Origin of the sequence: Treponema sp. OMZ 857 (assembly GCF_024181085.1) — a bacterium.
Taxonomy (GTDB): Bacteria; Spirochaetota; Spirochaetia; order Treponematales; family Treponemataceae; genus Treponema.
The window spans coordinates 1,339,573-1,364,534 of record NZ_CP051147.1; the positions used below are offsets into that span (position 1 = coordinate 1,339,573).

20 protein-coding genes are annotated in these 24,962 nt (G+C 46.9%); 15 read left to right on the forward strand and 5 right to left on the reverse strand.

All coding sequences use genetic code 11. The features are described from left to right. Position 1: 1 nt before the first annotated feature. The 3 genes from E4N66_RS06155 to E4N66_RS06165 all read right to left on the reverse strand — a co-directional run bounded on the left by E4N66_RS06155 (position 2) and on the right by E4N66_RS06165 (position 4,772). The gene (locus E4N66_RS06155; protein WP_253729368.1) at positions 2 to 1,699 is read right to left on the reverse strand and encodes an amino acid ABC transporter ATP-binding/permease protein; all 1,698 of its coding nucleotides are present in this window, start codon (positions 1,697 to 1,699) and stop codon (positions 2 to 4) included. Continuing rightward, positions 1,700 to 3,454, reverse strand: a complete 1,755-nt coding sequence (locus E4N66_RS06160) for an ABC transporter ATP-binding protein/permease (protein WP_253729369.1) — start codon at positions 3,452 to 3,454, stop codon at positions 1,700 to 1,702. It lies immediately after the preceding gene. Between the two features lie 202 nt (positions 3,455 to 3,656). Continuing rightward, on the reverse strand, positions 3,657 to 4,772 hold the full coding sequence (locus E4N66_RS06165) for an ABC transporter ATP-binding protein (RefSeq protein WP_253672283.1): 1,116 nt from the start codon (positions 4,770 to 4,772) through the stop codon (positions 3,657 to 3,659). Positions 4,773 to 5,041: 269 nt separating this feature from the next. Between E4N66_RS06165 and E4N66_RS06170 the strand changes: the two genes are divergently transcribed. From E4N66_RS06170 to E4N66_RS06185, 4 genes are read left to right on the forward strand one after another with little or no spacing between them, the layout of a single operon-like run. Next, positions 5,042 to 5,497, forward strand: a complete 456-nt coding sequence (locus E4N66_RS06170; RefSeq protein WP_253729370.1) for a hypothetical protein — start codon at positions 5,042 to 5,044, stop codon at positions 5,495 to 5,497. A 3-nt stretch (positions 5,498 to 5,500) separates the two neighbouring features. After that, complete coding sequence (locus E4N66_RS06175; protein WP_253729371.1) at positions 5,501 to 6,448, forward strand: DMT family transporter; 948 nt, start codon at positions 5,501 to 5,503, stop codon at positions 6,446 to 6,448. A gap of 4 nt (positions 6,449 to 6,452) precedes the next feature. Continuing rightward, a complete protein-coding gene (locus E4N66_RS06180; protein WP_253729372.1) occupies positions 6,453 to 7,247 on the forward strand; it encodes a hypothetical protein in 795 nt (264 codons plus the stop codon). Between the two features lie 10 nt (positions 7,248 to 7,257). Further along, a complete protein-coding gene (locus E4N66_RS06185) occupies positions 7,258 to 7,818 on the forward strand; it encodes a GNAT family N-acetyltransferase (protein ID WP_253729373.1) in 561 nt (186 codons plus the stop codon). A gap of 23 nt (positions 7,819 to 7,841) precedes the next feature. Here the strand turns inward: E4N66_RS06185 and polA are convergent, their stop codons facing one another. Then, a complete protein-coding gene (gene polA, locus E4N66_RS06190; RefSeq protein WP_253729374.1) occupies positions 7,842 to 10,775 on the reverse strand; it encodes a DNA polymerase I in 2,934 nt (977 codons plus the stop codon). 120 nt (positions 10,776 to 10,895) lie between these two features. Between polA and E4N66_RS06195 the strand changes: the two genes are divergently transcribed. The 11 genes from E4N66_RS06195 to E4N66_RS06245 all read left to right on the forward strand — a co-directional run bounded on the left by E4N66_RS06195 (position 10,896) and on the right by E4N66_RS06245 (position 23,074). Continuing rightward, positions 10,896 to 12,494 carry a CTP synthase gene (locus E4N66_RS06195; protein ID WP_253729434.1) on the forward strand — a complete coding sequence of 533 codons (1,599 nt, stop codon included), beginning with the start codon at positions 10,896 to 10,898 and terminating at the stop codon, positions 12,492 to 12,494. Between the two features lie 12 nt (positions 12,495 to 12,506). After that, complete coding sequence (locus E4N66_RS06200) at positions 12,507 to 12,962, forward strand: NfeD family protein (RefSeq protein ID WP_253729375.1); 456 nt, start codon at positions 12,507 to 12,509, stop codon at positions 12,960 to 12,962. 55 nt (positions 12,963 to 13,017) lie between these two features. Beyond that, positions 13,018 to 13,896, forward strand: coding sequence for an SPFH domain-containing protein (locus tag E4N66_RS06205; protein ID WP_253672272.1), 879 nt, complete (start codon positions 13,018 to 13,020; stop codon positions 13,894 to 13,896). Between the two features lie 123 nt (positions 13,897 to 14,019). Then, positions 14,020 to 15,153, forward strand: a complete 1,134-nt coding sequence (locus E4N66_RS06210) for an LIC_12708 family protein (RefSeq protein WP_253729376.1) — start codon at positions 14,020 to 14,022, stop codon at positions 15,151 to 15,153. Further along, complete coding sequence (locus E4N66_RS06215; RefSeq protein ID WP_253729377.1) at positions 15,146 to 15,685, forward strand: hypothetical protein; 540 nt, start codon at positions 15,146 to 15,148, stop codon at positions 15,683 to 15,685. The genes E4N66_RS06210 and E4N66_RS06215 overlap by 8 nt, the downstream gene beginning before the upstream one ends. Next, a complete protein-coding gene (mnmA, locus tag E4N66_RS06220; protein ID WP_253729378.1) occupies positions 15,682 to 16,761 on the forward strand; it encodes a tRNA 2-thiouridine(34) synthase MnmA in 1,080 nt (359 codons plus the stop codon). The genes E4N66_RS06215 and mnmA overlap by 4 nt, the downstream gene beginning before the upstream one ends. A gap of 565 nt (positions 16,762 to 17,326) precedes the next feature. Further along, on the forward strand, positions 17,327 to 18,241 hold the full coding sequence (locus tag E4N66_RS06225) for a hypothetical protein (protein WP_253729379.1): 915 nt from the start codon (positions 17,327 to 17,329) through the stop codon (positions 18,239 to 18,241). After that, positions 18,226 to 18,813: an RdgB/HAM1 family non-canonical purine NTP pyrophosphatase gene (gene rdgB / locus E4N66_RS06230; RefSeq protein ID WP_044016211.1), complete on the forward strand. Its 588-nt coding sequence runs from the start codon at positions 18,226 to 18,228 to the stop codon at positions 18,811 to 18,813. Before E4N66_RS06225 ends, rdgB begins: the two co-directional genes overlap by 16 nt. Positions 18,814 to 18,860: 47 nt before the next feature. Further along, entirely contained in the window at positions 18,861 to 19,568 is a 708-nt protein-coding gene (locus E4N66_RS06235) for a GTP-binding protein (RefSeq protein WP_044016212.1), read from the forward strand. Positions 19,569 to 19,600: 32 nt separating this feature from the next. Beyond that, complete coding sequence (locus tag E4N66_RS06240; protein ID WP_253729380.1) at positions 19,601 to 20,650, forward strand: ATP-binding cassette domain-containing protein; 1,050 nt, start codon at positions 19,601 to 19,603, stop codon at positions 20,648 to 20,650. 309 nt (positions 20,651 to 20,959) lie between these two features. Continuing rightward, entirely contained in the window at positions 20,960 to 23,074 is a 2,115-nt protein-coding gene (locus tag E4N66_RS06245; protein ID WP_253672259.1) for a methyl-accepting chemotaxis protein, read from the forward strand. Positions 23,075 to 23,169: 95 nt separating this feature from the next. Here the strand turns inward: E4N66_RS06245 and E4N66_RS06250 are convergent, their stop codons facing one another. Then, positions 23,170 to 24,912, reverse strand: coding sequence for an AMP-dependent synthetase/ligase (locus E4N66_RS06250; RefSeq protein ID WP_253729381.1), 1,743 nt, complete (start codon positions 24,910 to 24,912; stop codon positions 23,170 to 23,172). Between the last annotated feature and the right edge of the window lie 50 nt (positions 24,913 to 24,962).

Consider the following 24,962-nt stretch of genomic DNA (forward strand, 5'->3'; position numbering starts at 1 on the left):
GTTAAAAAACGTCTGATGCGGTTGTCTTGATATTGATAACCGTGTCGGCGATATTCAGCGTTGACTTACGGTGCGAAACGAGCACAACCGTCTTTCCGGCGCCGGATTCCTTGAGCGATTTAAGGATGATACGCTCGTTAAGGGCATCCAAATTGCTGGTGGGTTCGTCGAGGAGGAGGAACGGGGCATCGTGCAAAAATGCACGGGCAAGTCCGATACGCTGCTTTTCTCCGCCCGAAAGGGTGTCGCCGAATTCTCCGACCGGTGTATTATAGCCATCGGGAAGGGTGGTAATAAAGTCGTGGATTGATGCTTTTTGTGCCGCCGCGATAACTGCTTCTTCCGACGCATCCAACTTACCGATTTTGATATTGTCGGCAATAGTTCCTTTGAAGAGCTGACTTTCCTGCGTAACGCAGGATTCCATCGCCCGCAGTGCTCCGGTCGGTACAGTTTTTATGTCTTCTCCGGAGATGCGTATCGCGCCTTTTTGCACTTCCCAAAACCGCATCAGGAGTTTAAGCAGGGTAGACTTGCCCGAACCGCTTGCACCGTGTATGCCGGTAATCGTATCTTTTTGAATCACCGCGCTGTAATCGTGCAATATCTGTTCATTGCCGTAGCTGAAATCAATATGATCGGCCGCAGCGCCTTCAAATGAACGCGGTTTGCCGTCAGCAGGGATTTCTTCTACGAGCGGCTGTTCTTCCAACAGGCTCAAGATACGGTCGCCGCTTGCAAGCGTTTGGTGTAAATTGTTGGAAAGCTGCGCAAGGGCAAGCACGGGGCCGAAAGAGGCGCTCATGCCGAGTGTTATTCCTACGGCGGCAGCAAAGTCGATGCTTCCTTGTTGAAAGAGTACAATAGAAAGAAAAAGCTGTGCAAAGGTAAAAAAGAGAATAGCCGTATTCGTCGAAATACGCTGCCGTGCTTCTTGTACGCTTAAATATTCCCCGTTTTGTCCAAGACTTTCCGAACGCCGCCGCAGTTCGGTACGGATACGCTCTCCCGCTCCGTATTGGATAATTTCTTCCAAGCCACGCAGGGATTCAAGGACAAAGCTATTCAAGTTTCCGAACTCGGTTCTAAAAGCAAGTCCCTGTTCGCTTGTCCGCTTGCCGTTGCGCAGCGGAATAATCACGCCGATTGTAATATACCCTGCGAGTGCGACCGGTACCGCGATGAGACTGCGGCTGCCGAGAAAGAGTAGCATACAAAGGGATGTTACTGCTGCAATAATGATGGGGGAAATGGTATGGGCATAGAACACTTCCAACAGCTCGATGTCGGTAGTAATCAGGGAAATCAAATTCCCCTTGTCTTTGCCTTCAAGTTTTGCGGGCGCGAGTTTCCGTAATACGCTGAATACCTTATGCCGGATAATGGCTAAAAGCTTAAACGCAATATAGTGATTGCAGTATTGCTCTCCGTAGCGGAGCGCTCCCCGCAGAATTGCAAGGATGATCAATATCATCACGATGTGCTTCAGATTGAGTCCCAAGAGGGGCGTTCCGGCTGATATATGGGTAGGGAGCGCCGCGATAATTGCTTCGCCGCCGAGGATGGTGATAAAGATCGCGCATAAAAATCCGAGCACTCCGGCGGTAATCGCAATTACCATAACGGGAAGGAGCGGGCGGACAAGGGTGATCAACGAGCCCATAATGGAAAGGGCGCTTCTGCGTTTTGATGTATTCATTTATCGCTCCTCCTGCACTGCTTGAGTATGGGCGGTACCGCCATACTGTTCCAGCTCCGACTGGCTCTTATACAACGCGCAATAGCGGCCGTTTAACGCCATCAATTCGTTATGAGTACCTTTTTCGGTAATCCGTCCGTGTTCCATAAAGTAGATACAGTCGGTATCTACGCTGTTTGCCAATCGGTGCGAAATAAGCAGCACCGTCTTGGTCTGTTTCAGTTCATGGATGACCTGTAATATCCGCTCTTCGCTTTCGATGTCGATATTGGAGGTCGCTTCGTCAAAAATATAGACGGGGCTGTCAAAAAGGAGGGCGCGTGCCAATGCAAGCCGCTGCCGCTGTCCGCCGGAAAAATTCATACCGCCTTCCTGCAGCTCGGTATCCAAGCCCTTTTGCGTATCTAAGAAATCGGCGAGGTTTACTTTTTTGAGCGCGGCAGTCATTTCTTCCGCCGAAGCATCCGGTTTTGCAATTCGTAAGTTATCCCTAACGGTTCCTTTAAAAAGATATGCATTGTGTTTTACGACTGCGATATGCCGCATGATACGGCATTCATCGATGGTTTTCAGTTCATCTGCACCGAACAGGATGCGCCCCGCATAGTTTTTATGCTTACCGGAAAGGAGCGCCGCAATCGTGCTCTTGCCGCATCCGGATTCCCCTGCAAGGGCGATAAATGAACCGTGCGGAATGGTTAGGTTGATGTCTGTAAGAATAGCGCGTTGTTCGGTATAAGAGAACGAGATGTCTTGAACGGTGATGCCGGCGGCGCTGTCGATGGAGCCGGACGCTTCCGCAGGTTCGGGTAAGTCGAGGATGTAGAAAAGTTTATCCGAGGCGGCCATACCGTTCATTGCAATATGGAAAAAAGAGCCGAGCAGTCTAAGCGGGATAAAAAACTCCGCCGACAAGAGAATGATGCTGAATGCCGCCGCGAGCGAAATATTTCCTGCGGCAAATTGATATGCTGCAGTGATGATACCTGCGGCTGCTCCTCCGTAGGCAACCACATCCATAACGGTAATGGAGTTGAGCTGCATACTGAGCACCTTCATCGTGATACGCCGGAAATGTTCCGCTTCTTTGTCCATCTCCTCGGCTTTTACTTCATCCGCCTGATATATTTTCAGCGTTGTCAGCCCTTGAAGGTTTTCCAAAAAGCTGTCGCCGAGTCCCGCATAAGCGCCCCAGTATTTACTGAGCAGCCGCTTGGCGATTTTTTGCACGGCGACAATAGAAATCGGTATCAGGGGAACACAAGCGAGGAGAATGACCGCCGCCTTAAAACTGACCGGCACCAACACCGCAAAAAGGGTGAGCGGCGCAAGGAGACTGTAGAAAAACTGAGGCAGGTATCTGCCGAAGTATACTTCAAGCTGTTCGATCCCCTCGGATGCAAGCTGCACTACTTCCGAAGTAGCGATGCTATCCCGATAGGCGGCGCCGAGTTTCAGCAGTTTTGCGTAGAGGGCATCCCGCAAGGTGGTTTTAACGTCCCGACCGGCAAGAAAGGCATAGCGGGTTGCACATTTTGTTGCGACAGCCCGAACCGCAAGCGCCGCTATAAAAACAGCGCATGCCGTCATCATCTCTTTTGAGGTAATCGTCCCCTTGAATAAAGCTTCCAAAAGACGCCCGATAAAAAACACCGCCGCAATCTGCGAGACAAGGGCGATCCACTGCCACAAAACATTTAAATAGACATAGCGCTTCGAGTGCGCCAAAAACGTAATTAATCTTTTCTTTATCATAAATGTATGGGCTGCATACTATCATGCTGGGGAAAAATCCGCAAGCTATGGGTAACAACGCTATTGCAGCGCTTTGCATCAGAAACTGAAGATGGGTGCTGAAGAAATCAAAAAAAGCGCCGGAACGGAATGTTCCGGCGCTTTATCTCAAAAACTTTGCAAGGCTATTTAGCAAGCCGGGTAGACCGGCGTATGCAGCCTTTTATTGCTTTTGAACGTCCTCGCAGATATTTGCTTCCGTTTCATTATCGAAGAAACGTGCTTTTTCCATATTCGGAACAAAGTGAAGCAATTCTCCGATTCCCGCTTCGACGGTGTTGAATGTACGGGCAATGACCTGCTGGTTCTTTGACGCGAGATAGAGGTGTGTTTCCGCTCCGAGCGGTTCTTTAACGGTGATCTTGAGTGCCATGCTGTTTTTAGCATCATCGCTTTCTGCAACCAGTTGTAAATCTTCCGGCCGAATACCGAAGAATACGTTTTTACCGACATACTTCTTTAAGTGTCTTTGCTGATCTTCAGTAGGATGCAATACGAATGTCCCTTCATCAATAGCAATACTTCCGTCTTTTTCTATTACCTTAACATTTAAGAAGTTCATAGGCGGCGAACCGATAAAGCCTGCTACGAATTTATTTACCGGATGATTATAGAGGTAGAGCGGCGAGCCGATTTGCTGTACCTTTCCGTCTTTCATGACAACGATTTTATCGCCCATGGTCATTGCTTCGACCTGATCGTGTGTAACATAGATCATCGTAGCTTTTAAGCGGTTGTGCAAGTCGGAAATTTCGGCGCGCATCTGAACACGGAGTTTTGCATCGAGGTTGGAAAGCGGTTCGTCAAATAAGAATACCTTGGGGTTACGGACAATAGCGCGCCCTACTGCGACACGCTGGCGCTGTCCGCCCGAAAGAGCTTTCGGTTTACGGTCGAGCAGTTTTTCAATGTCGAGAATACGGGCGGCTTCATGCACGCGGCGCTCAATTTCTTGTTTATCAACTTTCCGTATCTTTAATCCGAATGCCATGTTGTCATAGACAGTCATGTGCGGATATAGTGCGTAGTTTTGGAAAACCATTGCAATGTTACGGTCTTTCGGCGGAATGTCATTCATACGTTCGCCGTCTATGTACAGGTCGCCTTCGCTGATTTCTTCAAGCCCGGCTACCATGCGGAGTGTCGTCGATTTACCGCAGCCGGACGGTCCGACGAATACAACAAATTCCTGATCTTCGATAACGATATTGGCATTTTCTACTGCACGGACGTTTCCATCGTAAACCTTGCCGATACCTTTCAATTCAACTTTTGCCATTAAGGCCTCCTAAAAATTATCCTATAAGGAAAAGTATATCGCCAAATTACGTCTCTGTCAAACAAAAAACTGTCCGGTATGTTTGGGGCTGTCCAAAAACTTCAGTTTTTGGACAGTTTCCTTAGATTTAGATGCGACGTTTAAAATTAAGTCATTACTGTATAAAGACTTAATTTTAAACTCGACGGGGATGTCCCGAAAGCAACCAACTTTTGGGACATCCCCTTGCTAGTCAATTGATGCGGAATATGCTATAGTAGCTTGAGAGTATGCTTGAATTAAAACCGATTATCATAAAAGAAGAAGACGACAAAAACGATGTCTATTATACTCTGACGTGGACAGCTTTAACACGTGCGGATAAATATAAGATAACAACGTCTGTTCCTGCCATCGCCGGTATGTACGAGCTGTATTATATGGATACCCATAAACGGCTCAATTTACTGGCGATTACGCATGCATGGTATGGAGGCTTACGGAGTAATTTGCGGCAAGCAGTCGATCCGTATCATACTCATGACCTCGCGATACGTGCGCTGCTTGAAGAGTCGCCGCTGTACTACCGGTATTCCTGTTCGGATTCTTTCGGAGATCTTTTGGATACCGTATGGTTTTTGCATAATGTGTATTTTCCCGATGACGTACGGGTGGAGCATTCGCAGCGGTATCGGAAAATTTTTTTACGAGAACAAGCTCCCGATAAAGTCTATTGGCTGGATTAACCTATGAGTAAACTTACAAAAAAAGAGATCAGTGCATATATTGCGCTTCTTGTTGCGGCAATGTTTTGGGGAACGACCTTTGTCGCTATCAGCAGTACGAATGACTATTTTCCTCCTGCTTTTTTGGTCTTTATGCGGTGTGCCGTCGGAGGCGTTGTGTTGCTGTTCGTTTTTATCAAACGGTTAAAACACTTGTCCCGTTCGTACATCATTGTTTGCGCCTTCCTTGGTCTCCTCATGACTATCGGCTATTTGATGCAAAATCTTTCTATTGCTGCCGGTTGTCCTCCTGGGCGGTGCGGTTTCTTGGTTGCCACCTATTGCGTTATCACTCCGTTTATTGCATGGTTTGTATGGAAAAGAAAACCGAATGTCTATAATATTATTGCGGCTGTTCTCTGTCTGGTCGGTATCGGTTTTATTTCGATGCCTGATCTTCTGAAAACTTCCAATGTCGGTTTAAATCTCGGTGATTTTCTTGCCTTGATAGGCAGTGTGATTTTTGCCGCCTACCTCGTGTACCTTGGCCGGTATGTTGATACCATGGATCCGATTTTGCTTACAATCGGGAATCTTTTTTTCGGTGTCATTTATGCAGGTTTGTATACTTATTTTTTTGAAGACAGCACTCGAATCGTCTGGAACGGGCAGTCTATTTTCGCCGCTCTTTATTTAGGCGTTATTTGTATGTCTCTGACTAATATCTTGCAGGCGATCGGTCAACGGGAAGTTGTTGCATCGACGGCTGCGCTCATATTCTCCCTTGAATCGGTATTCGGTATTATCCTCGCCATTGCGTTCTGGCATGAGAGGGTAACAGCTTCACTGCTGATAGGCTGCGTTTTCATCTTTATTGCTATTGTCATTTCCGAAACCAAGCTGGGTTTCCTCAAGAAAAAATTGAGCAGTAATGTGTTCAGAAAAATTTTCTCTCAAATAAAAACTCCGTAATCCGATGACCGATAGAGAATGGCAGGCTTTTTCCATATTTAGAACCGACTTTAAAGCGGTATGCCGGCAATGGCTTAACCGGTGCGGCTATGAATATTCAGCACCTGATGAAACAACGTCATCGGTAGAAAGGTCGGCGAACCGCGGAAAGCTGCATCTATTACAGCAGGCTGCTGCAGCTGATAACAAGACTCCCGCTTACCCGCAAGAAACACCCATTGTGTATAACCATAGCTTAGACGAAGTGCTAGCCTCAGATAGGATAAAGCTGATCATCATCAGCGATAATCCGGGAAAAAACGAGCAGCTGCATAAAAATCAACGCTATCTGGTAGGGCAGTCGGGGAAGGTTGCAGAAGGTTTTTTCCGCCGCAATCCCGAACTCGCTATTGATTTTAGACGTGAAGTCATTATTCTTAATAAAACTCCCGTTCATACGGCAAAGACAAAGGAGCTTAATTACCTGCTCAAGCACGGCGGCGAACAATTCCGCAATCTTTTTGAGGAAACGCAAGAATGGCTTGCTGCCAATACCGCAGCCCTGCAACGAGTGCTCGGTTGTCCGCTCTGGCTGGTAGGATACGGCGAATTACGGAAGAAATCTCTTTTTACCGCTTATGCGGAAGAATTGCGGCGGCAGTACGGCGGGAAGTCCGAGGCTCCCGTCTATGTATTTCAGCATTTTTCGATGAATTGTTTTGCTATCGATTTTAAAAAATTGAGCGATGCACATCAATCTACGGAAGAAAATCTTAGGGCAATAGGTTTGCTGCACCGTAAAGAGATCCTAGGGTGGTGATGAGGATATAATGATGCTGAAAGGGTATAGTGTAAGAAAAGCGGAGCAGGGAGATTTAGCTGCGGTCATGCAGGTTGAACGGCAAAGCTTTGAAGAAAACATCGTTGAGGATGAAAGTGTGTTTGCCGACCGCATTACGTATGCTGTAGATTGCAATTATGTCCTTGTTAAAACCAATACACAATCGGTATGCGGTTACTTTACAGCTGAACTGTGGGATTCCTCACAGATTGGAGCAGATGCATTTGCATTGGGGCATTCGGTACGGGAACGTCATCAGTCTACAGGAACAGCGCTGTATATTTCTTCCTTTGCATTGTTGCCGGATGTGCGCGGGCAAAGCATTGCCGAAAAATTTTTTGCAGCTTCTATAGAACGCATTGCTGCCGTTTTTCCGCAGTTGGAGCGGATCATTCTGCTTGTGCATGAAGACTGGCATAAGGCCATCCGGATTTATGAAAAACAAGGCTTTATCCGCACACAGGTTTTAGACGGGTTTGCATGGTTCGGGGACAGGCGGGCTTTTATCTACGAAAAAATGATAGGCGCTTTTAAAAACTCCAGCTTTTAGAGGTTCCCAATATTGTTTCCTGCTTAGTGGAAATCTCCCCAGCAGCTGCCCGCTTCGATGCTGACACGGAGCGGAACGGCAAGTTCGACGACGTGTTCCATCTCTTGTTTTAACAGTGCTTTGACGGTATCGACTTCTGCATCGGGCGCTTCGAGGATGAGCTCATCGTGTACCTGTAACAGGAGGCGCGCCTTTAGCTGCTGTTGTTTTAGTGCACGGTCTACACGCAGCATTGCCGTTTTGACGATATCGGCGGCGGAGCCTTGGATAGGCGTGTTGATGGCAATCCGTTCCGCTGCCGCGCGCTGCACTTGATTCCGGCTGTTGATAGCGTTGATATACCGCCGTCTACCCATCAGTGTTTCCACAAAGCCTTTTTCTGCGGCCGACTCTTTGAGCGTTTCCATAAAGGCGGATACTCCCGAATAGGTGGTAAAATAGCGGGTAATAAATTCGGCCGCCTCGGTGCGGGAGATGCGCAGTTGATTGGCGAGCCTGAATGCGCTCATACCGTACATCACCCCGAAGTTAATCACCTTTGCAATGCGGCGCATATCAGGGACAACGTTCTCGACTGGCACATTAAAGATGAGCGCAGCCGTCGCCGCGTGGACATCGGTTCCGTGCCGGAATGCCTTTACTAAATTTTCATCCTGCGAAAAATGAGCGAGGATAACCAGCTCGATCTGTGCATAGTCGGCGGAAATCAGTTTACAGCCGTCCGCTGCGTAGAATGCCTTGCGGATTTTGCGCCCTTCTTCTCCTCTGATCGGAATATTCTGCAAGTTCGGATCGCGGCTCGAAAGTCTCCCCGTCGCAGTCCCCGTTTGAATAAAGCTGGTGTGTATCCGCCCGTGTGTATCGGCAAGCAGGGGCAGCGCATCGGCATAGCCCGATTTCAGTTTTGCGGAGGCGCGGTAATCGAGAATTTTTGCCGGGAGCTCATCGATGGCGGCAAGCTCCTCAAGCACGGAAATATCCGTAGAGTAGCCTGTCTTTGTTTTTTTACCGGTCGGCAGCTTCCGTTCGGTGAACAGCACTTCCTGCAGCTGCTTAGGGGAGGCGATGTTAAAGGGATGGCCGACCAGCTTGTAAATTTCCGCTTCGTCCCGTGCAAGCGTATCCGCCAATTCTTCCGAAAACGCGGCTAGCTCTTCTTTTTTAAGGAAGATACCCTGCGCTTCCATATCCGCAAGGAGCGGCATCAGCGGCATTTCAAGCGTTTCAAAAAGAGCGGTGAGGTTTGCCTGTTCCAAGGCGGGCTTATATATATGATATAATTGCAAGGTGAGGTCTGCATCCTCCGCTGCATATTCGGTCGCTTGAGGAAGGGGCACCGCCGCAAAGGTATGCCCCTTGGGCACGACGTCTTTATAGTTAATGCCCTGCAAGCCGAGCTGCGCTTCGGCAAGGTTCTCCAGCCCGAAACTGAGGTTATCAGGTTCGAGCAGCCATGCCGCTATCATCGTATCGAAGAGGCGGCAGCCGGCGCGGGTAAAAATCTTTGCCGTCCGCAGCACCTGATAGTCGAATTTGCCGTTGTGCAGTATCAGAGTGAGTGATTCGTTGCTCCAGAGCCGCGCGAGTAGTTCCTTTGCGGCGGCAAGGGGCATCACGGCGAAGGGCTGTTCACCCAATTCAGGCGCCGGCACTTTGAGCGGTACGTAGATACCGGTACCGGCTTTTAAGCTGAGCGAAAATCCGACAAGGGAGTCGTACAGCGGATTGAGGCCGGTGGTTTCGCAGTCAAAGGCAGCAAAGCCCTGCGCTTCGGCTGCTGCAATAACCGCTTCGAGTTCTTCTGCATTCGTTACAGTGCGGTACTCGCCGGTATTTTTACGGAGTTCCGCCGGTGTTGTACCGGTACCGGCTTCCGGTATGCCGTCAGCGTCGCCCATCGGTTTTGCACCCGCATTACCCACTGCCGCTTTCGTGTCGGTATTGGCGGACGAGGCTGCTTTGCTGCGGGAAATCGCATCGCCTGTACCGGAACCGTTCTCTGCCGAACTGTCATCCGCTGACCCGCCGGTTGCTGCGGTATTCGGCGCGGCAGCTGCACCGGCTGTGCCTGCTTCTTCGGCGGCCTTTGTATACAGTTCGCCAAGGCGCGGCAGCTCATATTCTTTCAGCAGCGCAGCCGCCTCCGTGTAGTGCAGCGCATCGCAGCGGTAATCCTCGATCGAGCCTTCGATGGGAATATCGGTGGCAAGCGTTATCAGTTTTTTTGAAAAATAGACGCTCTCTTTTCCGGCAGCCAATTTCTTTTGTACGGCTCCCGCAATGGAATCGATATGTTCATACACAGCGTCGAGCGTACCGTAATCCTGCAAAAGCTTTACAGCCGTTTTGGGGCCGATGCCCTTTACTCCGGGGATATTGTCCGAAGCATCGCCGATGAGTGAAAGATAATCGAGCATCTGTGCAGGTGCAACCCCCCAATGCTCCTTAACCTCTTCGATGCCGCAGTGCGCCAAGGCTTCACTCTTATCGGGTTTAAGCACCGAAACAAACTCTCCTACAAGCTGCGCTAAGTCTTTATCTCCGGAGATGATAACACAGCGGCGGCCTTCTTGTGCAGCGCGGCAGGCAAGGGTTGCGATAATATCATCAGCCTCAAAACCGTCTTTGCGGAGGCAGGCGATACCAAGCGTTGTCAATATTTTTTCGATATGCGGAATCTGCGTGTGCAAATCTTCCGGCGTCTTGTCGCGGGTTGCTTTGTATTCGGGGTACCATTCGTGCCGAAAGGTCGGCGTGCGGGAATCGAAGGCTGCAAGAAAATACTGCGGCCGGTATGTTTTTAAAATCATCGCAAGACTTCTAAAAAAGCCGTAAAGAGCGGAAACGTTTTCGCCCGCCTTATTGGTCAACGGATGGCTGACAAAAGCGAAGTAAGAGCGGTAAATTAAGCCGTAGGAATCAAGCAGGTAGAGCGTATCTTGTGTATGCTGTGTCATGGAGATGAGTGTATCATAAAACGCCCCGCAGTCATAGCGGAGGGGGATTTCACGATGCTGTGTTCGGCAAGGGCATATTGATTGCGGAAGCCCTCATAATATGCTATAGTAGCGTACATGATGAAAGCTCGTTTTATTTTTATTACCGGCGGGGTTGTTTCTTCCCTTGGAAAAGGCATTACCGCGGCATCTATCGGACTTTTGCTGAAGAGCAGAGGTTTTTCGGTTATCAATCAAAAGTTTGATCCTTATCTGAATATTGATCCGGGGACAATGAACCCCTATCAGCATGGAGAAGTTTTTGTAACGGAGGACGGCGGAGAAACCGACCTTGACCTCGGTCATTACGAACGATTCACTGATGTTGCTTTGCATAAATTTAACAGCCACACAGCCGGAAAAGTGTATCTTTCCATTTTGGATCATGAACGGGCTGGGGACTATTGCGGAGCGACCGTACAGGTTATCCCGCATGTTACCGACGAGATTAAGCACCGCATTATGCAGACGGCGGAAGAAACCGGCAGCGATATTGTCATTACGGAGATAGGCGGTACGGTCGGCGACATCGAATCGCTCCCCTTTATAGAAGCAATTCGGCAAATCAGGAACACGGTCGGCAGGGAGCATTGTCTTTTTATTCACCTCGGCCTTTTACCGTACTTAAAAGAATGCGGCGAGCTTAAAACCAAGCCTATGCAGCATAGCGTTAAAGAGCTGCTCGGCTTCGGGATTCAGCCCGATATCATTATGTGCCGCAGCGAAAAAAGGCTCAGCAAATCCATCCGCGAAAAGCTCAGTCTTTTTTGCAATGTCAGCCAAGACGCCATTATCGAAAATCTTACCGCAAAGTCCATCTACGAAGTTCCGCTGATGCTGGAAGAAGGAAACCTCGGTAAAAAAATCTGCGAGCTTTTCAATATTCCAAACTCCGAACCCGATTTACAGTCGTGGAAGGAAATGGTTGAATCCTATTATCATCCCGAAAAAGAAGTAACGGTTGCGCTTGTCGGCAAATACACTGAACTGCCCGATGCGTATTTAAGTGTAAGCGAAGCGTTGACCGCTGCCGGGGTCTATCACCGCGCACGTGTAAAGCAGCTATGGATTGACGCAGCAAAGATTACGGATGCGGCAAAAGCTGAAGAGCTGTTAAAAGATGCACAGGCGATTATCGTTCCGGGCGGTTTCGGCGAACGCGGGATTGAAGGGATGGTGCTTACTGCGGAATATGCGCGCACCAAGGGCGTTCCCTATTTCGGTATTTGCCTTGGAATGCAGATTGCCGTTATCGAATTTGCCCGTCATGTACTCGGGGTGGAACGCGCGCATTCCTCTGAATTTATCAAAAATTGCGAGCCGGTCATCGATTTAATGCCCGATCAAAAAGACGTGCAGCTCGGCGGTACGCTTAGGCTCGGTTCTTTCCGCTGCATGGTTGCGGAAAACAGCAAGGCGGAACAGGCATATAAAATGCACGAAATCAGTGAACGCCACCGGCACCGCTATGAATTTAACAATTTGTACCGCAGCCGGTTTGAAAACTCCGATATGCTGCTTTCGGGAATCAACCCTGAACGTAATTTGGTGGAAATCGTCGAGCTGAAAAATCATCCGTGGTTTTTAGCGGTGCAGTTCCATCCCGAATTTGCCTCCCGTCCCAATAAACCGCATCCGCTGTTCCGCGACTTTATCGGAGCGGCGCTGACGCAAATCTAAGGTTCTATCCATATGATTGAATTGTCAATATTATTAGCACTTTATACGCCGTGGTTCTGGTTCGGTATTGCAGTCATCTGTGCAGTGATCGAGGGAATGACACTCGGTTTAACGACGGTATGGTTTTCGCTCAGCGCCGTATTGATGATTTTTATCTCTATGCTGCATCCGCCGTTTTATGCGCAGTGCATTTTATTTGCGCTTGTTGCGCTTCTATTGCTCTTTTTCACCCGTCCCATTGCGTTGAAATTTTTACATACAAAGCGAGTAAAGACCAATGCGGATAGCCTTATCGGTAAAAAAGCACTCGTACTGCAAACCATTACCGAGTTTGAAAAGGGGCAGGTTAAAATCAACGGTATGGTATGGACTGCCGCTTCAACCGGCGGCGCAGACATACCTACCGGAGAGGAATGTATCATCGAAAAGATAGAGGGTGTTACCCTCATTGTAAAAAAGATAGAATAGGGAATTCCTAAAGATTAAACTGAGTGTTTAGAAGTTCCCAATAGCGAGGTCTATTATGTGGATTGCTTTTGCATTAATTGTGTTCGTACTCGTTCTGCTTATTTTGAATATCAGAATTGTACCGCAGTCTCAGTCGTTCATTATCGAACGGCTCGGCGGCTATTTCCAGTCATGGGAAGTCGGTCTACACGTTAAGATGCCGTTTGTCGATCGAATCGCCAATAAGGTGTCGCTCAAAGAACGGGTGCTCGATTTTAAGCCGCAGCCGGTTATTACAAAAGATAACGTTACCATGATGATCGATACGGTTATCTATTTCCAGATTACCGATCCGAAGCTCTATACCTACGGTGTTGAAAATCCGATGAATGCGATTGAAAACCTGTCGGCAACGACGCTGCGGAATATTATCGGTGAATTGGAACTTGACGGCACGCTGACAAGCCGCGATGTTATCAATACCCGTATGCGCAGCATTTTGGACGAAGCGACCGATCCGTGGGGTATTAAGGTAAACCGTGTAGAAGTAAAGAATATCATTCCTCCTGAATCCATTCAGGAAGCAATGGAAAAGCAGATGCGTGCAGAACGCGAACGGCGTGAAGCTATCCTTATCGCGGAAGGACAAAAGCAGTCCTCCATCCTGGTGGCGGAAGGAAAAAAGGCGTCGATGATTTTACAGGCCGAAGCGGAAAAAGAATCTGCTATATGCCGGGCGCAGGGTGAGGCTGAGGCAATTTTGGCTATTCAGAAAGCAACGGCCGAAGGTTTGAATCTTATTAAGAATGTCGGTGCCGATTCCGCACTGATTAAACTGCGCAGTCTCGAAGCCTTTGAAAAAGTAGCCGACGGAAAATCGACGAAAATTATTATTCCTGCGGATATTCAGAATATGGCGGGGCTTGTGTCGGGCATTGCTGAAGTGCTCAAATAAGCAGCAAAAAATCGGATTATCGTAATGTATCGCCGCAGTCGTTTTTTTCAGGGACTTTGTATTTTCTTGTGTTCCGTTTTTTCCCTTTGTGCGGTTTCGTGCGGGAAAGAAAGAACGGGAAACTTGGAGCGCAAACAGCTTTTTTCAATAAAATACGGAAATTTTGAAGACCAGCTCGATTTGTTTCAGCTGGCAAGTCCGTATGTCCGTCCCGACAGTCAGCTTGTTATGGATGACGGTATCTTTTATCTGAGTAATTCAGGTGCGGGAAAAATCCTCAGGCTGACATCATTCGGCGATTTGTTGGCATTGTACTATAATCCTGATAAAAATCCGCGCCCGACATTTATCGATGCCGATCAAACCGATAAAATTATGACCCGCAGCGCCGTGCCGTATCCGCTCAATCATCCGACGTATCTTGCCGTAACGCCGAACAAAAATCTGTTTGCCGTCGATACGGTCAACGAAGAACGTATTGAGTACGATCAGACGGAAAATCTTGTGCTGCGTGATACGGTCATTCATTTTAGTGAGACGGGGGAATTTGTGGATACTGTCGGGCAAGAAGGCGTCGGCGGTACTCCCTTTCCGCCCATCGAAGGGCTTTATGCGGATTCAAACAACGGTATTATTGTAGTGTGCCGAACGGAAACCGGTATTCGGGTATACTGGTATGACAATACCGGCAGCTTGCTGTATAAAATTCCCATCGCGTTTAGCGGATTGCCGTCGCCTTACACCAACGAAGTAAAGATGTTTTCCAGCCTTGATAAGGCTGTTCCCGATTTTACATCGAAGCGGCTTTATATCAAAGTCGATTATTATCGTGAAGACATCGATACGGATATCAATGTGAGTGCCGGAATCAGTTATGATAAAAGCTGTCTGTATACGTTTAATATTGAAGACCGGCGGTATGAACGGACTATTGATATCGCTTCGTATGAAGATACCGAAGACACGAATACCGGCACCCGTCCTGTTAAAAAAGTTTACGGATTGCTTGGTATAACGGCAAATCATTGGTGTTTGTTGACAACGCCGCGCTCCGACGGCTATATCCTCGAATTAATCGACTTACAGTCAAATAAAATATATACACGGACATTGGCTGTTTCTCCGGATGAACTGGTGTACAACGCTTTTTATCTTTCTTCCGACGGTATCTTGTCGGCGCTTCTTGCCGGAGATAAACAGGCAGATATTGTCTGGTGGAAGACAAACACAATTACCGGGGTATCAAAAAATGAATAACCAACCGGATTCGTGGAGCGAGGGCAGTTCATATCTCCGCTATGACCGGAGTGAGCGTTTGAAGCGAGCGCCGGAAGCGGTGCAGCAGATGTATGAACCCGATTACATAAAAAAAATCAGCTTACTGAAAAGTCTTACCGCAACACGTTCGTCCCGTTCCATGTTATTCGCCATTATTGCCGTTTTTGCGCTTACGTTTCTCTCTTTTCTATTAAAAACCGGCCGGCAGTCGGGGAAAATTGAGGGCGTTCCGGTCAAACTGGACTACTTGACCCAACAAAACTATCTCTATGTGAATATTTCGTTTGGAGCCACGAAACAAAGTGATGACTATGCGCTGCCGCTTCTTGTCCGTATTACCGCAATAAACCGCGATACGGACGAAAAGGAAACGAAAACCATTGAAGTGATTTATATCGGCAGCGCGTTAAGTGTGCCGGCTCAATTCCCTGCCCATACTTATAAACAATTGGAAGCGGTTGTGCTGACGGATGGTAAAGCAATATCGTTGCGGAGTTCCATAAAAAAATGAAGATTGCAGTAGGCTTGAGCGGAGGCGTTGATTCCAGTGTTGCAGCGAAACTCCTGATAGAGCAGGGGTATGACGTATGCGGCATTACGCTTCGTTTGCTGAATGAACAAACCTCCGCTGCGAAGGAACAAACCGAGCGGATTATTGAAGAAGCGGCGCAGGCAGCGCGGGTACTCGGTATTCCGCATTGTGTTTACGATTTCCGTGCCGAATTTCAAAAGCAGATAATCGATTATTTTATTCAAAGCTACCGCAGCGGAGAAACGCCGAATCCCTGTTACATTTGCAATAAGCAAATTAAATTCGGGTTACTGATGGAGCAGGCATTACGAGAAGGGTTCGATGCGGTTGCAACCGGTCATTATGCCAAAGTATTTCAGGAGCCGTCCGGCCGGTATGCGTTGGAGCGGGGCGCCGATGCGCAGAAAGATCAAAGCTACTTTTTGGCCTTGTTGAGCCAAGAGCAGCTCAGTAGAACGTTTTTCCCGCTTGCAGAACTGACGAAACCGGAAGTCCGGCTTATTGCAGAAAAGGCCGGACTGGTTAATGCGCATAAGAGCGATAGTCAAGATATTTGCTTTGTGCCGGACGGTGACTACACGGCAGTAATCGACGCATTGGCACCCGATGCTTTTCCTGAAGGAGATTTTATCGATATCAACGGCGTCAAGGTCGGTACACACCGCGGCTTGCATCGTTATACCATCGGGCAGCGGCGGGGGCTTGCACTGCCGTTCGGCTATCCGATTTATGTGGTTGAAAAATCGGCAGAGCATAATACCGTTACCGTCGGTTCAGGCGAGACGCTTCTTGCCGCTGCCTGTTCCGTGCGTGAGGTAAACCGGATTGCCGAAATGCCGCTGGAGCCTTTTTATGCAGAAGTTAAAACACGGTACCGGCAGCAGCTGAAAAAAGCCCGCATCGAACCTATCGGCACTGACCGAGTCCGTATTGTTTTTACCGAACCGGAACGGGCGGTTGCGTGCGGGCAAGCCGCTGTATTTTATTCTGGGAGTAGGGTACTCGGCGGCGGCATTATTGACAGTGTTGAATCTTCCTCATGTCCGATTCGATAACTCTGCCAGCCGAATAATTTTCAAATGCTCAAATTCTGATATTCCGTGTATCATATTCTGACAGATGGCGCACTTATGGTTGTATCCATATTTTAATGCTACTGCATAATGACAGGAGGAGGAAAACGGAATAAAGATTTTCTTTCATACATATAATTTGACATAAGAGTTTATAAATTGTTATTATAAAAAGACTTATTTAAATAAATCCGTTATCGGTCTTAACTGATCATTATTTCTAGGAAGCCTGCCCGTTTTTGAAAAAATCCGTATCCTTTTTTGGCATGTATCTTGCTATGACACAACTACGCATCAATATACCTCGGCGCAGAGCATCGGGGAACATGCTATAAGGCGGTTTTAATACCTGTGCTACGGTTCAAGCAGCACCGAGGTATTAAACTCTCTGCACAAAAGACCTATTCGATAACTGTGTTTTCGAATAGGTCGACGAGTTCTAAATCGCACAAATAGCACGATTTAGAACATCGCATTTCAAGGTAACCTGTTCAGAAACGGAAGTTTCCGAACAGGTTTAAATAAAATTACGCTCACGGAGGAATGTATGCAAGAGGATATCGTTGAAACGATATTGACGGATTTTTCACGGCAGAATACACAAAAAGAAGCCGTCGATCGGTTGTTTCAGTATTTGTATTTTAATCTCGGTGAATTCGGAGTCTACTGCGGAAGCGAGGATATGCGCAGTGACTTTTTACTTTGGCTCTATCCGAAGCTGGATGCTATCATAGACGGTTATAATCCCGATAGGTCAATATTTCCTACATACTTGCGGATGTCTCTTACCTATAGCTGGAAGCTCTTTCTGAGACGGAACCGCGAACAGGCGACGTATGATTCCGTTGCCCAAGATGATCAGCAGCGGATCGTTAAAACGATACAGGACGAACAGGACGGGTCACAAAACTATGAATTGTATGCAGCAAGTCCGCCGCCTTCTTATACGGTGTTACCTGAAAAAGCTCAGTCTATTCAAGAAACAATCAGATGGGAAAGAAAAAGGAAAGACATCTATACACGTTATTTTCTCGAACTGTTGTGTAAATCTTGTTTTTGTATCAATGACCATTTGCTGCAAACGGTTGCCGGACATTTAGGACTATCGGTACGGAAGGTAAGACTGCTGATTGAAGAAGCAAAGGAGCTGACGGACAAACGGGATACCGTTTACAACGAATGGGTAACTAAGCGGGACTTTTATTATGTGCGGTATAAGAGTGCGACACTTCAGCTGCGTAAGGTTGATGAGGCTCACGGTTCCGTCATCAAGCGCTTGAAAAACCGTCAAGCATACAGTTATGCGCGTTGGCAGGGGTATCTGAAACGGATACAGGAATATACGCGGGGACCGAGTAATCGGGTATTGGCAAAACAACTGGGTGTTTCTCGAGCGACAATTAACAACGATCTTGTCGAGCTTAAAAAAGCGTGTTATAGTAGGTTATGCACATATACTTAGCAAGCGGCAACCGGCATAAACAAGAAGAATTTGCCGCTATTTTAGAAGGGCATCGCATCAGTCTCCCTGCTGATGCAGGTATCCTCTTTGATCCTGAAGAAACCGGAACAACTTTTTTAGAAAATGCACTCCTAAAAGCTCGCGTGTTATACGAAAGTGTTAAATGTCCGGTGATTGCCGACGATTCGGGGTTGTGTATCGATGCGCTCGGCGGTAAGCCCGGTATCTATTCAGCCCGTTATGGTATGAAAGACGGTGTGCAGCTGAAAGCGGAGGAGCGGAATCAGCTCGTTCTCCAGCAGATGGAAGGTGTGGAAAACCGTCGCTGTCGGTTTGTCTGCTGTATTGCAGTGATGCTGGATGCTCATCGTTTTTTTACGGTGCAAGAAACGTGCGAGGGTGTGATTGGTACATCGGAGCGCGGAGAACATGGTTTCGGCTATGATCCGATTGTGTATCTTCCAAAGATCGGTAAAACGGTTGCAGAATTGACGGCACAAGAAAAAAACGAACTGTCTCATCGCGGAAAAGCCGGACGAATTGTCGCCCAACTATTGCGTATCCTTTCGTAACGGATGTTACCGCCTGTTCCAGCTCGGTATGATATAATTGCAATACTATGAATCTTTTGATCGTTTCCGGCCCGCCGTCTTCGGGCAAAACCAGCGTTATTTTAAAGACAATCGAGGCGCTGCGCACACAAGGGCTTCGTGCCGGAGTGGTGAAATTTGACTGCCTCTACACCGATGACGACATACTGTACGAAAAGGCCGGTATTCCCGTTCAAAAAGGTATTTCCGGTTCGCTCTGTCCCGATCACTTCTTTGTTTCCAATATCGAAGAGGTAGTACAATGGGGCGTCAAGGAAAAATTCGACCTTTTGATAACGGAATCAGCGGGCTTGTGCAACCGTTGTTCTCCATATATTAAAAATATCCTCGGTATTTGCGTTATCGATAATTTATCGGGTATCAATACACCGAAAAAAATCGGTCCGCTGTTAAAAGCGGCGGATATCGTTGTCATCACAAAAGGCGATATTGTGTCTCAGGCAGAACGCGAAGTGTTTTGCGCCCGTGTCAACACCGTTAATCCGCGAGCGGTGATTATGCAGGTAAACGGCCTGACGGGGCAGGGTGCCTTTGAACTGAGCACGCTGCTTTTTAACCGAGATAAAGATATTTCGACGGTGCAAGGAATGGAGCTCCGTTTCCCGATGCCTGCAGCACTGTGTTCCTATTGTTTGGGGGAAACACGGGTCGGCGAAAATTTCCAGATGGGCAATATCCGTAAGATGAAGATTGCCGAGTCGCAAACAAATAACTAAAACATCTTGCAAAAATTTTTATGGGAGACAATATGGCCGCAAATACCGGTTTTGACATACACGGCACCGCCGAAAAAAGAATAGAACTTTCAAAAAAAACGATAGAAACGCTGCTCGCAGAGTATCCTTTTATTGAAGATTTTTTTGCAGAAAACAGATTGACAGAGCTACATGTTCTGGACAATACGCAGCGTACTTTTGACTCTTTTCTACAAAACCTTTCCGAAGAACAATGCGAAGAGAGTGCGCTTGATAGAGAAGCTTTATCCCATGCATTTTTTGAATATATCATTCAAATGCAGCGGTTTTTAAACGGGGATGACGTTCAAGGTGTGCAGAGTCTTACGATACTACCCGGTACGAATAAGTCCGGCGAACCGGAGAATTTTCAAAACCTTGTATTGTATCCGTCCCAGATTATTTCGATTGTCGGGCCGACCGGATCGGGTAAGTCGCGGCTGCTCGCGGACATCGAATGGACAGCGCAAAAAGACACACCTACCGGCCGGGCAATACTGATTAACGGCGAAGTGCCCGATAAAGCAATCCGGTTTTCGATAAACAATAAACTGGTTGCGCAGCTTTCGCAAAATATGAACTTTGTCATGGATTTATCCGTCCGAGAGTTTATTGAACTGCATGCGGAAAGCCGGATGGTCGAAGACAAAGAAGCAGCTGTCAGCGGTATTATCGAGGCTGCAAATAAACTGGCAGGAGAGCAGTTTCGGCTGGATACGCCGATTACTGCACTGAGCGGCGGACAGTCCCGGGCGCTCATGATTGCAGATACCGCCATTTTAAGCTCATCTCCGATCGTTTTGATTGACGAGATTGAAAATGCCGGAATCGATCGGAAAAAGGCTTTGCAGCTTTTGGTATCGAACGATAAAATCGTGCTGATGGCTACCCATGACCCGGCGCTTGCGCTCTATGCCGATAAGCGTATCGTTATTAAAAACGGCGGGATTCATGCAGTCATCGAAACTTCCAATCACGAGAAAGAAATATTGAACGAGCTCGAAGTGATGGATGCAAAAATCCAAACAATGCGGGTTAAACTACGCGCCGGTGAACAACTCTAGGGACTCTTTAATACTTGCATTTATGTAGGCAGTTTCTTACGGTTTCTTCTATAAGCTACAGAGGGATAGACTAACTTAATTTAAATAAATATAATCCATTATATTCTCTATATAAAATTAGTCATAGAAATAAGTCTCTTTGCTCAGGAAAATGATATTCCTGTTTTGCAATTTCAAAAGTGTTGAATTATGCTGTGAGGTTTGTACCGTTTAAAACGGCAAATGGCCGGCGGTGCTGTTCTATAGGACAGCCGTTATCATTATCGGTCAATTGAGCCGTCGGTACCAAAATGATTAGGAGACGAATATATGGGAAGGAACCTAAAGAAAAAGCGCTTTTCATTAAGAAAAAAATTGATGTTGGTTTTTGGTGTATTGATTCTAGGCGCTTCAGTTATCGAGGGGCTGCTTGCAGTTATGATTGCACGCAAAGCCGTAACGGAGAAAATTGAAACTCATTTAATAGATAAAGCTGCCGATGTTGCAGAGATTATCGATGGAAGAATAAAAGCGACTCTCCAATTTGTCGAAGGAGTTGCCCGTATGCCTTCCCTGCGTGATCCTTCTCTTTCATACTATCAAAAAGCGCAGAGTCTTGTGAATGAAGCCGGTCATAATGCACGGGTAGATTATTTCGGTGTCAGCACTATGCAGGGGGACCGTTATGGGACAGATGATGGAAAAGCTGTTTATGTCGGCGACCGGGATTGGTTTTTAGCCGCTTCATCAGGAAAAAGCTTTGTAGCAGAACCACGTATATCTCGCGTTTCAAATACAATGCGGATCGTCTATGCCGTTCCCATTATCGGTGATAACAATGAAATTGTCGGTGTATTAAGCGCAGCCGTAGAAGCGAATCTTTTATCCGAAGCAATTAAAGACATCGTTTTGGGAAAAAGGGGGTATTGCTATATACTCGGTTTAACGGGGAATACGATTGCAGATAAAGATATACGTTTTGTTGAAGATCAATACAATTCCATCGAGGAAGCTCAAACCGATCCGAGTGTAGCGCCGCTTGCAGCATTTGAACAACAAGCGTTACAGGCGCAAGATCCGGGTATCGGGTACTATGATAACGATGGCGTTTCTGTAATATCATCCTATGCTAAGAGTAAGCTATCGGGATGGACGGTTATTATGACCGCTCCCTACAGTGACCTTATGAGTTCAGTGGGTGAGATGAGCATTGCTATAGACATTATCTGGGGAATTATTTTTCTTTCGGCATTGGCTGTTGTCTTCTTTGTTGCACACAATATCGTAAAGCCGATCCAAAAACTTGTTGCAGCGCTTAAGGACATTGCGCAAGGTGAAGGTGATTTAACGGTTCGTATGGCTGTAAGCGGTAATGACGAGGTAACGGATTTATCGGAATATTTTAATGAAACGATAGAAAAAATCGGTGTTACAATAAAGTCTATCGGCGTCAATAGCAGCATTATGGAAGAGATCGGTAGTGAGCTTGCTTCAAATATGTCCGAAACGGCAAGCTCAATTAATCAGATTAATGCAAATATAGACGGTATCCAGCAGCAAGTTTTGACCCAAGCTGCAAGCGTTACCGAAACTGCCGCGACAGTAGAGGAAATTATCCGCACTATTAAGCAGTTGAGCAGTAGTATTGAAACACAGTCTGCAAGTGTTGCACAGTCTTCGGCGTCGGTTGAGCAAATGGTCGCAAATATTGCTTCGATCAGCCAGACGCTTAATAAGTCCGATACGATCGTGAAAGAGCTTGTGTCCGCAACGGGAGATGGAAAAGCAACGTTGCTTACGTCTAATACGGTAACACAGAAAATAGCGGAAGAATCCGGCTCGCTCATGGAAGCGTCGAGTGTTATTCAGCACATTGCATCGCAAACAAACTTACTTGCAATGAACGCCGCCATTGAAGCCGCCCATGCGGGAGAAGCCGGCAAAGGATTTGCCGTTGTCGCCGATGAAATCCGCAAGTTGGCGGAAGATTCGGCCATACAGGGAAAAAATATTACGGCGACGCTTAAACTACTCAGCAGCGAAATAGAAACGCTTTCAGCATCTTCTAAAACAGTCGAGGGAAAATTCAATGCTATTTTTACCCTTGCTGCTCAAGTAAAAGAGATGAGCGATCAGCTGACGGAAGCGATGCGCGAACAGGCAAACGGCAGCAATGAAGTACTGGATGCTATTAAAAACATCAATACGGTTACAACGGAAGTTCAGTTCGGGGCTGAAGAGATGTTGAAAGGCGGGGAGGGTGTCGCGGAGGAAATGCGCAAATTGGATAATCTAACGCGTATTATAACCGACGGTATGAATGAAATGGCCTCTGGCGCAGCACAGATTAACAATGCCGTGCAGGAAGTAAACGCAATTACGCAAAAGAATACACAGAGCATCAAGAATTTAGCACTGGAAGTTGGAAAGTTTAAAGTAAACTAATCTGTATCAATATATCGAAGTTCCGGAGTGCGGCACCCGTTCTGTAAGAATGGGTGCCGTATTTTTTTAAGCCTCAGTTCATTGGAGGGTGTTGATTATTCGGCTTTAGTATACCGTTTAACTTTCTTTGTTGTAGTCATTTCGAGAGGTTTGTCCAAAAGCGTGGTTTTTGTAATCCGCTGATAGGGCAGCAGTTCCTTGTTCACGGTTTCGACTATCGTTTCTATTCTTTTATAAACGGCGCTGTCTCCGGCTGGAGTGCCGCGGTTAAGATTCAGCGTTTTATACAGTTCATCGGCGGGGTATACCAGTACTTCAATTTCTTCGCTCGTTAAATCGTGTGCGGGGTGGTATCCTTGTACGGTTATCTGTTCGATATCGTTGTAATACATCTGGAAGGCATTTTCTATTTCTTCAGGATATACGTTTTTCCCTCCGGAGGTAACAATGAGATTCTTTGCACGTCCGCAGAGATACAGATATTTTTCATCGTCAATCCATCCGATATCGCCGGTGCGGAACCATCCGTCTTCCGATAGTACTTCTACGGTTTCTGCCGGCATATTGTAATACCCCTGCATAATCATCGGCCCCTTCGCGCAAATTTCTCCGCGGCCGTTTTTATCGGGATCAAGGATTTTCATTTCCATATAGGGATGGAAGTAACGCCCGACGCTTTCAATCTTAAAGTGCTCTTTCGGATTCAGTGCAATAATCGGCGATGTTTCGGTCAGACCGTAGCCTTGGACAAAATCGATACCGAATTCATTGTATGCTCTAAAGACTTCCTTTGAAAGCGGTCCGCCGCCCGAAATTGCAATACGAAGCGTTGTAAGATTTGCCTTTTCCAATACGCTCTTAAAGAGTATTTTACCGATATTTTTCCCTGTTGCCTTTTTGACAAAATACGAAATACCCATGAGGAAGCGGATGATGCCATATACAACGATACCCTTGCTGCGCACTCCTTTTAAGATACCTGCAAGCAGCTTATTAAAGAGAAGCGGTACGCCGAGAAGCATCGTAATTTTTCCTTCTTTTAATTCACGGAGCATACGGGATACAACCAAAGATTTTCCGAATACGATTTCTGCACCCACCGAAATTGCTTCAATAAAGACGGCAACCATAGTATAGGAGTGATGGATCGGCAATAATGCATAGAAAATATCGGTTTCAAATATGGTTAGGTGCGATTGGGCAATGTAACAGTCGGAGACGATATTCCGGTGAGAAAGCATAACCCCCTTAGGAGTACCCATCGTACCGGAGGTGAATAGGATAGCTGCCGTATCGGTTTCCTGTAAAGGATAATAGGTCGCAAGCGGTTCCGCTTCCAAGTTATATACATAGCGGTCACTGTTCTTACTGTTTAAAGCATAGACTTTACCAATAAAGGATTGAGATTTTGATGCATCAAGAAAATGGTCATATTTTTCTTCGTCAACAAAGAAAAAGAGCGGCTTTGCCGTTTTTAACAGCGATTCGATCTCATAATCGTGTAGGCCGTAGTCAATGGGGATAATAATACCGCCGGCATACAGCGCACTTAAATAGACAATTGCCCATTCGGAAGAGTTTTTGCCGGAAACGGCAATATGTGTTCCTTTCTTTAGGCCATGAGCGACAAGCCAACCTGCTAATTTTTTAATTGCTGCAAGTGTTTCGCGATAGGTAAGGGTGATCCGATCAGGCTCAAAGACGGTTAAACAGTTCCTATTTGGGAAACGTTCCGTAGTAATTTCAAACATCTCCGGTAATGTCGGCCATTCTCCGGTAAACTTTTTTCCACGCCATGTATCAAGGAATCCCCATGGTCGTTTTGACTTTTCGTTCATATCGATACGCTCCTTTATAAATACAATTTTTACTTGATTTTCAAAATTGC